This is a genomic window from Bacillus sp. FSL E2-8868, from assembly GCF_038005505.1.
GTDB classification, from domain to species: Bacteria; Bacillota; Bacilli; order Bacillales; family Bacillaceae_G; genus Bacillus_A; species Bacillus_A mycoides.
Map to the genome: position 1 here is coordinate 946,909 of NZ_JBBOTI010000001.1, position 13,335 is coordinate 960,243.

Sequence of the window (13,335 nt, forward strand, 5' to 3'; positions counted from 1 at the left end):
TATAATAAAAAAAGAGCCTAGCGGCTCTTTTTTTTATTATTAAACACGTTCGATTTTGCCAGATTTTAATGCTCTAGCAGAAACGTAAACACGTTGAACTTTTCCGTCGATGCGTACGCGAACTTTTTGAAGGTTAGCGCCCCATTTACGTTTTGTAGCGTTCATTGCGTGAGAACGAGAGTTACCAGAACGAGCTTTTCTTCCAGTGATAGCACAAACACGAGCCATTTATATTTCCCTCCCTTAACTACCGTAACATACGTAATTTTTCAATATTAGTCTTTTATGCGATGCTAAAAACACTACTATAATTTAACACAACTAAAAAGAGAATGCAACACCGTAGGAAAAAGAAATCAAGAAAAAATACTTGACACTATATGTCAATGAAGAAAAGGTGAAATCAAGAAAAATTGCTTGACATATTATAGTGGTACATGTTGTATAATAACAATGGACTATTTTGCTCATCATAAAAAAATGTAATTTAAAACATAAAATATGAGAGTGAAAAAGAAAGAACGATGGAATTTTCTTTAAAAAGATTATATGATAGTAACTAAAGTAGTCTAGCTCACTTTCACCATTTATGAAGGGGGAAACGAGATGTCAATTGAAATTAAAACGAAGTACGGTCAAATTGATATTAGTACAGATGTAATTGCAACAATTGCTGGAGGTGCCGCAGTAGATTGCTACGGTATCGTAGGTATGGCATCAAAAAATCAGTTAAAAGATGGATTAACAGAAATTTTACGAAAAGAAAACTTCACTAGAGGCGTTATTGTTCGTAAAAATGAAGATGAAGTACATATTGATATGTATATTATTGTGAGCTATGGTACGAAAATTTCAGAAGTAGCACATAACGTGCAGACTAAAGTGAAATATACATTAGATCAAACTGTAGGACTAGCAGTAGATTCTGTAAACATCTACGTACAAGGAGTTAAAGTAATAAACTTGTAATGTGCATTAAGGAGGAAAATCTGTGTCAATTCAAAAAATTGATGGAAAACGTTTATCACAAATGATCATTCAAGGAGCCAATAATTTAACAAATAATGTTCAGCTTGTTGATGCATTAAACGTATTCCCAGTTCCAGATGGCGATACCGGTACAAACATGAACTTATCAATGACTTCAGGCGCACGTGAAGTGAAAGCAAATCCTTCGCAGCATGCTGGTAAAGTCGGTGTAAGTTTAGCCAAAGGATTATTAATGGGAGCTCGTGGTAACTCTGGGGTTATTTTATCTCAGTTATTCCGTGGTTTCTCTAAATCCATTGAACAAAAAGAAGAATTAACGACAGTTGATTTTGCTGCAGCTTTAGAAGCTGGAGTAGAGGCAGCTTACAAAGCGGTTATGAAACCAATTGAAGGAACGATTTTAACGGTTGCAAGAGAAACGGGTAAATATGCAGTGACAGTTGCGAAAAAACAGCGCGACTTTGTTTTGTTTATGGAAGACGTTGTAAAAGAAGCAAACGCATCGTTAAATCGTACGCCAGATTTATTACCTGTATTAAAACAAGTTGGCGTTGTAGATAGCGGTGGTAAAGGTCTTGTTGTTGTATATGAAGGATTTTTAGCTGACTTAAAAGGAGAAACGATTTCTTCTAATATGCCTGCCCAACCATCTATGAATGACATGGTACGTGCAGAACATCACCGTAGTGTACAAAGCCAATTGAGTACAGAAGATATTAAGTATGGATATTGTACGGAATTCATGGTGAAATTAGAGCCTGGAAAAATGAAGGAACATAATTTCTCTGAACAAAAATTCCGTGAAGATATTAGTGTGTACGGAGATTCACTACTTGTTGTATCGGATGATGAGGTTGTAAAGGTTCATATTCATGCGGAACATCCTGGAGATCCTATGAACTATGGACAACGTTACGGTAGTCTAATTAAGATCAAAGTAGAAAATATGCGTGAACAGCATACTGCTTTATTAGATGAACCTACCATGGTACCTGAACAAACGAATCAGCCAATAGAGAAACAACCGTATGGTATTGTAACTGTAGCTATGGGATCGGGTATTAAAACTCTATTTGAGAGCATTGGTGCAACGAAAGTTATCGAAGGTGGCCAAACGATGAATCCGAGTACGGAGGATATTGTGAAGGCGATTGAAGAGGCAAATGCTGAAAAAATCATCATCTTACCAAATAACGGGAATATCGTGATGGCAGCAGAACAAGCAGCGTCAGTTGTAGAACAAGAAGTTATTGTTATTCGTTCAAAAACAGTTCCTCAAGGTATGGCTGCAATGTTAGCATTTAATCCAGTTGGAACGCTAGAAGAGAATGAAGAAAACATGAAAGAAGCTTTAACTCATGTGAAAACAGGTCAGATTACGTATGCTGTTCGTGATACGGAAATTGACGGTGTAGCGATTCAAAAAGATGATTTCATGTGTATTGCAGATGGGAAAATTGTATCTACAAATGCTGAGAAAGTAGGAGCTGCAAAGCAATTACTAGAAGCGCTAATTGATGAAGATTCTGAAATCGTAACGATTCTACAAGGTGAAGATGCAACAGATGAAGAAGTGGCTAAATTAGTTGCGTTTGTAGAAGAGAACTTTGAAGATGCAGAAGTAGAAGTACATGCAGGGAACCAACCGGTGTATTCTTTCATCTTCTCTGTAGAATAAGAAAAGATTCGATTTGAAAATAAATGGGTTACTTACTTGCTAATGGATAAGAAATAGTGATATGAAGTTTATTACTAGTTTTTATTCAAAAGGCTAGCATATTGATGATAGAAAAGAGCCTTGCTGCTAATAGTGAGGCTCTTTTCTTACGTATTGTACAACTTTGTTTTATCCCGCTATTTGTGGGCAGTAAAACTTCCACCCCCTATATTCGGCTGGAGCAAAGAAGTTAAGTGGGAGATTAACTGCCCGTAAGCGCCCACTGATTATAGTTTCACTTTATATAGAGGGATTAGAGTAGTTTCTCTTAGAATGCCTATGATAGAATATATAAGGTGAAAGAGAGCGATTACAGATGTCAATGATAATAATGGATAATCAATAGAATGAATCAAAGAAAATAATGTGACGGAGCGTGAGAATCTTGAATGAAATTGTACAAGTTCCTGTTACGGATGTAAAGGGAATCGGAGGAGAAACATCGGAGTTGTTACACGAGATGGGAATTTATACAGTTTCTCATCTATTAGAACATTTTCCGTACCGCTATGAAGACTATGCGATGAAAGATCTTGCTGAAGTAAAGCATGACGAGCGTGTAACGGTTGAGGGGAAAGTTCATAGTGCTCCTTTACTGCAATATTATGGGAAGAAGAAGTCACGTCTTACAGTTCGTGTTCTCGTCGGTCGTTATTTAATTACAGCTGTATGTTTTAATAGACCATACTATAAACAAAAGTTAAATTTAGATGAAACGGTAACGATTACTGGTAAATGGGATCAGCATCGCCAAACAATTGCTGTATCAGAACTGAATTTTGGACCGGTTGTACGACAACAAGAAGTAGAACCTGTATATTCAGTGAAAGGAAAACTGACAGTAAAACAGATGCGCCGGTTTGTTGCACAAGCATTTAAGGAGTATGGAGATTCTATAGTCGAAGTGTTACCAGATGGTTTGTTAAGTCGATATAAATTATTATCACGCTATGAAGCGCTCAGAGGGTTACATTTTCCAGTGGGACAGGAAGACTTAAAGCAAGCGCGTCGCCGTTTTGTATATGAGGAGTTTTTCTTGTTTCAGTTGAAAATGCAAACATTACGGAAAATGGAAAGGGAAAACTCGAAAGGGACGAAAAAGGAAATTTCATTAGTAGAATTGCAAGAGTTTACTGATGCGCTTCCGTTTCCATTAACTGGTGCACAACGCCGGGTTGTAGATGAAATAATGAAAGATATGATATCTCCGTACCGAATGAATCGATTATTGCAAGGGGATGTAGGTTCTGGGAAAACAGTTGTTGCTGCGATTGCTCTTTATGCGGCGAAATTGGCTCATTATCAAGGTGCTTTGATGGTTCCTACAGAAATTTTAGCCGAGCAACATTATCAGTCGCTCGCGGAGACGTTTTCACATTTCGGTATGAAGGTTGAATTGCTAACAAGTTCTGTTAAAGGTGCGAGACGTCGAGAAATTTTGTCGAGATTAGAACAGGGAGAAGTAGACATCCTTGTTGGAACGCACGCTTTAATTCAAGACGAAGTTATATTTCATAGGTTAGGTCTCGTTATTACCGATGAACAGCATCGATTTGGTGTGGCGCAGCGCCGGGTTTTACGTGAGAAAGGTGAAAGCCCAGATGTATTGTTTATGACGGCGACCCCAATCCCGCGTACGTTAGCTATCACTGCATTTGGAGAGATGGACGTTTCTATTATCGACGAAATGCCAGCTGGTAGAAAGGTAATCGAAACGTACTGGGCAAAACATGATATGTTAGATCGTGTCCTCGGCTTTGTGGAGAAAGAGATAAAAAAAGGAAGACAGGCATATGTTATTTGCCCTCTTATTGAAGAGTCTGAGAAGCTTGATGTACAAAATGCTATCGACTTACATAGTATGCTGACTCATCATTATCAAGGGAAATGCCAAGTTGGATTAATGCATGGGAGACTATCATCTCAAGAAAAAGAAGAGATAATGGGACAGTTTAGTGAAAATAAAGTGCAAATTCTTGTGTCGACAACAGTTGTTGAAGTAGGCGTGAATGTACCAAATGCGACTGTTATGGTTATTTATGACGCGGAACGTTTCGGTTTATCACAGCTCCATCAGCTAAGGGGGCGTGTTGGGCGTGGTAGTGAACAATCATATTGTTTATTAATTGCGGACCCGAAATCAGAAACGGGAAAAGAAAGAATGCGCATTATGACTGAAACAAATGATGGATTTGTATTGTCAGAAAAAGATTTAGAGTTACGAGGTCCTGGGGATTTCTTTGGAAGTAAGCAAAGTGGTCTACCAGAATTTAAGGTTGCTGATATGGTACATGATTATCGGGCGTTAGAAACAGCAAGACAAGATGCAGCGATACTAGTTGATTCAGAAGCGTTTTGGCATAATGATCAGTATGCTTCGCTGCGTACTTATCTTGATGGGACAGGTGTGTTCCAGGGAGAGAAGCTCGATTAAAAGTAGTCTGCAAAAGTTTTTGTTGCATTCTACTTTTAATGATTATATACTACTTTTAGTACCTAGTCATAAAAATGGATGGTGCGGTATGAAAAAAAGAAGAAGTAAAAAAGAAAGACAAGAATTATTACAACAAACAATAGAAACGAATCCTTTTATAACGGATGAAGATTTAGCGGAAAAATTTCAAGTGAGCATACAAACTGTTCGTCTTGATCGTATGGAATTATCTATTCCTGAATTAAGAGAACGAATTAAGCATGTGGCTACAAAACAACATGAAGAAGATGTGAAATCTTTACCGTTAGAAGAGGTTGTCGGAGAAATTATTGATATAGAATTAGATAGACATGCGATTTCTATCTTTGAAGTAAAGGTAGAACATGTATTTAAAAGAAATCAAATTGCTCGTGGGCATCATTTGTTTGCACAAGCAAACTCACTAGCTGTTGCGGTTATTGATGAAGAATTAGCTTTAACTGCAAAGTCCACCATTCGATATATTCGTCCTGTAAAATTAGGAGAGCGTGTTGTTGCAAAAGTACGTGTTGAAGATGTAGAGAATGATAAAGGACGGACGGTTGTCAAAGTGCGTAGTTTTGTTGGAGAAGAACTTGTCTTTACAGGCACTTTTGAAATGTATCGATCTAGTAATTATAGTGAGGAAGGTAACAACTTATGAAAATCGCAATAGATGCAATGGGCGGCGATCATGCACCAAAGGCTGTAGTATTAGGAGCAATGAAAGCTATTAAGGAATACTCAGATTTACATATTACGTTAGTAGGGAAAGAAGAGGGAATTCGTCAATATTTAACGAGTGAAGAGCGAATTACTATACTTCATACGGACGAAAAAATTGAATCGACAGACGAACCAGTAAGAGCGGTTCGTCGAAAAAAACAAGCTTCAATGGTACTAGCGGCGCAGCAAGTAAAAGACGGCGTAGCGGATGCTTGTATATCAGCAGGTAGTACAGGAGCTTTGATGGCAGCTGGATTGTTTGTTGTTGGTCGTATGGAAGGAATTGAACGACCAGCTTTATCACCTACAATGCCAACTGTTGATGGAGAAGGTTTTGTTATGTTAGATGTTGGAGCCAACGTTGATGCAAAACCAATTCATTTATATCAATATGCAGTAATGGGCTCTGTTTACGCAGAGAAGGTAAGAGGAATTAAAAATCCACGCGTTGGACTTTTAAACGTTGGAACAGAGGATGGTAAAGGAAACGAGCTTTCAAAACAAGTCTTTGCTATGCTCAAGGATGCACCAATTAATTTCGTTGGAAACGTTGAATCAAGAGATTTATTGCAAGGTGTAGCAGACGTTGTTGTATGTGATGGTTTTACGGGTAATGTAGCGCTAAAATCATTAGAAGGAACAGCACTTGCGTTATTCTCTATGTTAAAAGAACAATTAATGAGTTCGTTTACGAGCAAATTAGCAGCAGCGGTATTAAAACCAAAACTTATGGTATTGAAAGATAAAATGGATTATTCGGAGTATGGGGGAGCGGCGTTGTTTGGATTGAAAGCTCCTGTCATTAAGGCTCACGGTTCTTCTAATGACCAATCGATATTTAGTGCGATTCGTCAAACGAGAGAAATGGTAGCGAAAGAAGTAATTCCTACAATTTCAAGTGTAATGGAGAAGGAGCCGCTTCAATAAGAGGAGGATTTGAAATGGGAAAAATAGCATTTCTTTTTCCGGGCCAAGGTTCACAGGCAGTTGGAATGGGTAGACAGTTAGCGGAGAATAATAAAGAGGTTGCGAAAGTGTTTGCAAAAGCGGATGAGGTTTTGCATGATTCTCTTTCAGAAGTGATTTTTGAAGGACCGCAAGAAAAGTTAACATTAACAACAAATGCGCAGCCGGCACTATTAACAACGAGCTTTGCAATTTTAACAGCTTTGAAGGAGTATGATATTACACCTGATTTTGTCGCAGGACATAGTTTAGGTGAATATAGCGCTCTTGTAGCTGCTGGTGCATTAACATTCGAAGACGCTGTATATGCTGTAAGGAAACGCGGGGAATATATGGAAGAAGCTGTTCCAGGCGGGGAAGGTGCAATGGCAGCTATTTTAGGTGCGGATCCGGATATGCTGAAACGAGTTACAGAAGAAGTAACAAGTGAAGGATATGCAGTACAAATTGCTAATATGAATAGTACGAAGCAAATTGTTATTTCTGGAACAAAGCAAGGAGTAGAGCTTGCTTCTCAAAGAGCGAAAGAAAATGGTGCTAAAAGAGCAATTCCGCTCAAAGTAAGTGGACCGTTTCATTCCTCGCTTATGAAACCAGCTGCTGAGAAATTCCAAAGTGTTTTAAATGAAATTACAATTCAAGACACGAATATTCCTGTTATTGCAAATGTTACGGCAGATGTTATTACGCGTGGTACAGATATTCAAGCAAAGCTAATTGAACAGCTCTATTCGCCTGTATTATGGTACCCATCTATTGAGTATATGGTGAATCAAGGGGTAGATACATTTATTGAAATCGGACCTGGAAAAGTACTTGCTGGTCTTATGAAGTCGATTGATTCTTCAGTGAAAGCATATGCGGTATATGATGAAGAGACATTAAAAGATACCATTTCAAATTTGAGAGGAGAAAGCTGATGTTAAAAGGGAAAGTAGCATTAGTAACTGGTGCTTCACGTGGGATTGGTCGTGCGATTGCTATTGATTTAGCGAAACAAGGGGCAAATGTTGTAGTAAATTATGCTGGTAATGAGCAAAAGGCGAATGAAGTAGTTGATGAAATAAAGAAATTAGGTTCAGATGCCATTGCAGTAAGAGCAGATGTTGCAAATGCTGATGATGTTACTGCAATGGTGAAACAAACTGTAGATACGTTTGGACAAGTTGATATTCTTGTAAATAACGCTGGTGTAACAAAAGATAATTTATTAATGCGTATGAAAGAAGAAGAATGGGATACAGTTATTAATACAAACTTAAAAGGTGTTTTCTTATGTACGAAAGCAGTATCGCGCTATATGATGCGTCAACGTCATGGACGTATTATTAATATCGCTTCTGTTGTTGGTGTAACAGGAAACCCAGGACAAGCAAATTATGTTGCTGCTAAAGCTGGTGTAATTGGATTAACAAAAACATCAGCAAAAGAATTAGCGAGCCGAAATATTACTGTAAATGCAATTGCTCCAGGGTTTATTGCAACTGATATGACGGATGTATTAGATGAAAATATAAAAGCCGAAATGTTAAAATTAATTCCTGCAGCTCAGTTTGGAGAAGCACAAGATATCGCAAATACTGTAACGTTTTTTGCTTCTGATCAAAGTAAATATGTTACAGGTCAAACGTTAAATGTTGATGGCGGTATGGTAATGTAATAAAAGAATCGATTTCACCTAGTTTTTTTGGACAATATTTTATATAATATTTGAGGGGAGGTGAATAGAATGGCAGATGTTTTAGAGCGTGTAACCAAAATTGTCGTTGATCGTTTAGGAGTAGAAGAAACTGAAGTAGTACCAGCTGCAAGCTTCAAAGAAGATTTAGGCGCAGACTCCCTAGATGTAGTAGAACTTGTAATGCAATTAGAAGATGAATTCGAAATGGAAATTTCTGATGAAGATGCTGAAAAGATTGCTACTGTTGGCGATGCTGTGACTTACATAGAGAGTCATCTATAATGCTTAAGTGAAGTCCCGTTTTTTAACGGGGCTTCTCGGCTTATATCTGGAGGGACCTATGCCGTACCGAAAACATAGAGAAAAAAAATACGAAGCAAAATATCGTGAAGCTTTTAAAGTATTTCAAGAAGAGATAGGTATTACGTTTACAGATGAAAAATTATTGATTCAAGCGTTTACGCATTCATCGTATGTGAATGAGCATCGAAAAAAACCGCATGAGGACAATGAGCGTCTTGAGTTTCTTGGCGATGCTGTATTGGAACTCACTGTATCACAGTATCTGTTTCAAAAATATCCGACAATGAGCGAAGGAGAGTTAACAAAACTACGTGCAGCTATTGTATGTGAGCCATCTCTTGTTCGTTTTGCAAACGAAATGTCATTTGGTAGCCTTGTTTTATTAGGGAAAGGTGAGGAAATGACGGGTGGACGTGAACGACCAGCTTTATTAGCGGATGTCTTTGAAGCGTTTATTGGTGCCCTTTATCTTGATCAAGGGCTAGAAACAGTTTGGGGTTACTTAAAAGAAGTTGTATATCCAAAAATTAATGAAGGTGCTTTTTCTCATGTGATGGATTATAAGAGTCAATTGCAAGAATTGATTCAGCGTGATGGTAGTGGCAATGTTGAGTATCAAATTTTGCAAGAAAAAGGACCGGCCCATAACCGAGAATTTGTGTCCCGCGTAACTTTAAATAATGAGGCATTAGGTCTTGGAAGTGGCAAGTCAAAAAAAGAGGCAGAGCAACAAGCTGCTGCAGAAGCATTGAAAAAATTAAAAGAACAATCATGAGGAATCCCCCTTTGAATGAGGGGGATTCCTTATGCATAGAATGAAACTTTCCTTTTATTTATAAATAAAAGGAGTGGGAAATCCGTATAGTAGTTTGTTTTCGTACAGACAACGTTTACAACAACGGAGAATAGGAGGAAGGCCTTTCGTGTTTTTAAAAAGATTAGAAATAGCAGGATTTAAGTCTTTTGCTGAGCGTGTATCTGTCGATTTTGTTCCAGGTGTAACTTCTGTAGTAGGACCTAACGGGAGCGGGAAAAGTAATATTACTGATGCAATTCGCTGGGTACTTGGTGAACAATCTGCAAAGTCATTACGCGGTGCAAAGATGGAGGATATTATTTTTGCCGGCAGTGATACGAGAAGAGCGGTTAATGTTGCTGAAGTTACATTAACTTTAAATAATGAAGACCAACGCTTACCGATTGAGTATAACGAGGTGTGTGTAACGCGTCGTGTATCTCGTTCGGGTGATAGTGATTTTTATATTAATAAACAATCTTGTAGATTAAAAGATATTATTGATTTATTTATGGACTCTGGTATGGGAAGGGAAGCTTTTTCGATTATTAGCCAGGGGAAAGTCGAAGAGATTTTGAGTAGTAAATCAGAAGAACGTCGTGGTGTATTTGAAGAAGCTGCGGGTGTGCTGAAATATAAACTTCGTAAAAAGAAAGCTGAAGGGAAATTGGCGGAAACACAAGAAAACTTAAATCGTGTACAAGATATTATTCACGAATTAAGTAGTCAAGTAGAACCACTAGAAAGACAAGCTTCTATTGCGAAAGATTATCTTGAGAAAAAAGAAGAATTAGAGAAAGTAGAAGCTGCGCTTATTGTACATGAAATTGAAGAATTACATGAAAAGTGGGAAGCGCTTCGAAATCAATTTGGGCATAATAAAGATGAAGAAGCTAAAATGTCGGCGAACTTACAAAAAAGTGAAGAAGAGCTTGAGGAATTACGCGGGCAATTACAAGCCGTTGATGAATCTGTAAATTCCTTACAAGAAGTTCTACTTCTGTCTAGTAAAGAACTAGAAAAACTAGAAGGGCAACGCGAGCTGTTAAAGGAAAGAAAGCAAAATGCAACGACACATTGTGCGCAGCTTGAAAAGCTAATTGTTGAGTTAACAGAGAAAACTACAAGTTATGATGGTGAAATTGAAACAAGTACAGAAGCTTTAATGCAATTTGTGAATCAAGTAAAAGAATTGGAGAAGAAATTGCATGATAACGAGCAATTACTTGCGACTTTTGCTGAGAATTTAGAGGAACAAATTGAGAATTTAAAAGGTGACTATATTGAACTTTTAAATCAACAAGCAAGTCTTCGTAATGAATTATCTATGATTGAAGAACAATCAAAACAGCAAAACTCTAAAAACGAACGACTTGATGAAGAAAATGAAAAGTATGTACAGATGCGTGTGGAAATTACAGCGAAAAAGGCGAAACTTGTAGACAGTTATGAGCAAGCGAGAGAGAAAATAGCTGGCATTATTTCTAACATACAGAAGACAGAAACGGCACTTGGGAAATGTAAGTCACAGTATAGTGAAAATGAAACGAAACTGTATCAAGCGTATCAATTTGTGCAACAGGCGCGCTCTCGTAAAGAAATGTTAGAAGAGATGCAAGAGGACTACTCTGGCTTCTATCAAGGGGTACGTGAAGTATTAAAGGCTAGAGAAAATAGACTACAAGGTATTGAGGGAGCTGTTGCAGAACTTCTGACTGTGCCGAAAGAATATGAAATCGCAATGGAAATCGCCCTTGGGGCTGCGATGCAACATATCGTAGTACAAACAGAAGAGCATGCTCGTAATGCAATTGCATTTTTAAAGCAAAATAAACATGGCCGTGCAACGTTTTTACCTCAAGCTGTTATTAAAAGCCGATCGCTATCATTTGATCAATTACGCATTGTGAATCAGCATCCATCGTTTGTCGGTGTAGCGGCAGAACTTGTGCAGTACAATAATAAATATGAGAATGTAGTTTCAAGTTTATTAGGTACAGTTGTTGTTGCGAAAGATTTACGCGGAGCAAATGAGTTAGCGAAACAACTGCAATACCGCTATCGTATTGTAACACTCGAAGGTGACGTAGTGAACCCGGGTGGTTCTATGACGGGTGGAGCTGTAAAACAGGCGAAATCCTCTTTATTGGGACGTCAACGTGAACTTGAAGAGTGGACTAAAAAACTAACTGACATGGAAGAAAAAACAACGAAGCTAGAAAACTTTGTTAAAGCAGTAAAGCAAGAGATTCAAGAAAAAGAAGTACAAATACGAGAGTTACGCCAAGGTGTAGAGACCGAACGTGTAGATGAACAGAAGCTAAGAGAAGAAATTAATCGTTTAGAATTAGATGAACATCGTATTAATGATCGTTTATCGATTTACGATTTAGAGATTGAAGGATTTTTACAAGATCAAGTAAAAATGCAAGGGCGCAAAGAAGAGTTAGAAAAGATTTTAGCGACTCTTCAAGCTGAGATTGGGGAATTAGATAGCAAAATCGTCGTTTTAACGAAACAAAAAAGTGAACAATATTCTTCAAAAGAAAAAGTTCAGAAGGAAATGACGGAGCTAAAAGTACAAGCTGCTGAACAACAACAACGTTTGTCTAATCAAAAAGAAAAAGTCGAACGATTGACGAAGGAAAAAGAAGAGACTGATGCGACGCTTGTAAAAACGAAAGAAGATTTAGCGTTCTTAAAGCAAGAGATGACATCTAATTCAAGTGGCGAAGAACAAATTACGAATATGATTGAGAAGAAAGCGTATGATCGTAATCAAACTTCGGAGTTAATTCGTTCTCGTCGTGAACAACGCGTATCATTGCAAGAAAGAGTCGAGCATTTAGAGCGCGGTGTGAAAGAAACAATAGGTAAACATAAATATATTCTTGAGATGCTGAAAGATCAAGAAGTGAAAATTAACCGACTTGATGTAGAGCTGGAAAATAGATTGCAACATTTACGTGAAACATATACTATTTCATTTGAAGCAGCAAAACTTAAGTATACAATGATGATGCCTGCAGAAGATGCACGTAAAAAGGTGAAACTAATTAAACTATCCATTGAAGAGTTAGGCGCAGTAAATTTAGGGGCAATTGATGAGTATGAACGTGTAGCAGAGCGCCATACATTCTTATTAGAGCAAAGAGATGACCTAGAAGAAGCGAAATCGACATTGCATCAACTTATTACGGAAATGGATGAAGAGATGAAAAAACGCTTTTCTACTACGTTCGAAGGGATTCGAACAGAGTTTCAATCTGTATTCTCTGAATTATTCGGAGGTGGAAGAGCGGATTTAGTAATGACAAACCCAGAAGATTTACTAAATACGGGTATTGATATTGTAGCGCAACCACCAGGGAAGAAACTACAAAATTTAGGTTTACTTTCAGGGGGAGAGCGTGCTTTAACGGCAATTGCGCTCTTATTTGGTATTTTAAAAGTACGCCCAGTTCCATTCTGTGTTCTAGATGAAGTGGAAGCAGCTCTTGATGAGGCAAACGTTGCTCGTTTTGCGCAGTATTTAAAGAAATTTAGTGATGAAACGCAGTTTATTGTAATTACACACCGAAAAGGTACAATGGAAGAGTCTGATGTATTGTACGGTGTAACAATGCAAGAATCAGGGGTGTCGAAGCTTGTTTCTGTTCGTTTAGATGATGGCGAAGAACTTGTTGCAAGTAGATAGGAAGGAT

Annotated in this window: 11 protein-coding genes; 10 read left to right on the top strand and 1 reads right to left on the bottom strand. The window is 37.8% G+C overall.

Annotated elements, in window-relative coordinates; genetic code table 11:
• Positions 1-39 precede the first annotated feature (39 nt).
• Positions 40-228: a 50S ribosomal protein L28 gene (gene rpmB / locus NSS74_RS05155; protein ID WP_000124776.1), complete on the bottom strand. Its 189-nt coding sequence runs from the start codon at positions 226-228 to the stop codon at positions 40-42.
• 378 nt (positions 229-606) lie between these two features.
• On the opposite strand from rpmB, the gene NSS74_RS05160 reads away from it, so the two are divergent.
• The 10 genes from NSS74_RS05160 to smc all read left to right on the top strand — a co-directional run bounded on the left by NSS74_RS05160 (position 607) and on the right by smc (position 13,328).
• Positions 607-969, top strand: a complete 363-nt coding sequence (locus NSS74_RS05160; protein WP_002014507.1) for an Asp23/Gls24 family envelope stress response protein — start codon at positions 607-609, stop codon at positions 967-969.
• A gap of 22 nt (positions 970-991) precedes the next feature.
• The gene (locus NSS74_RS05165; RefSeq protein WP_002128829.1) at positions 992-2,668 is read left to right on the top strand and encodes a DAK2 domain-containing protein; all 1,677 of its coding nucleotides are present in this window, start codon (positions 992-994) and stop codon (positions 2,666-2,668) included.
• A 424-nt stretch (positions 2,669-3,092) separates the two neighbouring features.
• Entirely contained in the window at positions 3,093-5,141 is a 2,049-nt protein-coding gene (recG, locus tag NSS74_RS05170; protein ID WP_002142921.1) for an ATP-dependent DNA helicase RecG, read from the top strand.
• An 88-nt stretch (positions 5,142-5,229) separates the two neighbouring features.
• Positions 5,230-5,823 carry a transcription factor FapR gene (gene fapR, locus NSS74_RS05175; RefSeq protein WP_000747354.1) on the top strand — a complete coding sequence of 198 codons (594 nt, stop codon included), beginning with the start codon at positions 5,230-5,232 and terminating at the stop codon, positions 5,821-5,823.
• Entirely contained in the window at positions 5,820-6,812 is a 993-nt protein-coding gene (gene plsX / locus NSS74_RS05180; protein ID WP_002128828.1) for a phosphate acyltransferase PlsX, read from the top strand. The genes fapR and plsX overlap by 4 nt, the downstream gene beginning before the upstream one ends.
• Before the next feature lie 14 nt (positions 6,813-6,826).
• Complete coding sequence (gene fabD / locus NSS74_RS05185) at positions 6,827-7,771, top strand: ACP S-malonyltransferase (RefSeq protein WP_002128825.1); 945 nt, start codon at positions 6,827-6,829, stop codon at positions 7,769-7,771.
• Positions 7,771-8,511: a 3-oxoacyl-[acyl-carrier-protein] reductase gene (gene fabG, locus NSS74_RS05190; RefSeq protein ID WP_002014514.1), complete on the top strand. Its 741-nt coding sequence runs from the start codon at positions 7,771-7,773 to the stop codon at positions 8,509-8,511. Before fabD ends, fabG begins: the two co-directional genes overlap by 1 nt.
• 69 nt (positions 8,512-8,580) lie before the next feature.
• Entirely contained in the window at positions 8,581-8,814 is a 234-nt protein-coding gene (gene acpP / locus NSS74_RS05195) for an acyl carrier protein (RefSeq protein WP_002014515.1), read from the top strand.
• A 58-nt stretch (positions 8,815-8,872) separates the two neighbouring features.
• Positions 8,873-9,610: a ribonuclease III gene (rncS, locus tag NSS74_RS05200; protein ID WP_002033792.1), complete on the top strand. Its 738-nt coding sequence runs from the start codon at positions 8,873-8,875 to the stop codon at positions 9,608-9,610.
• A gap of 148 nt (positions 9,611-9,758) precedes the next feature.
• Positions 9,759-13,328, top strand: a complete 3,570-nt coding sequence (gene smc / locus NSS74_RS05205; protein WP_002014517.1) for a chromosome segregation protein SMC — start codon at positions 9,759-9,761, stop codon at positions 13,326-13,328.
• Positions 13,329-13,335: the final 7 nt, after the last annotated feature.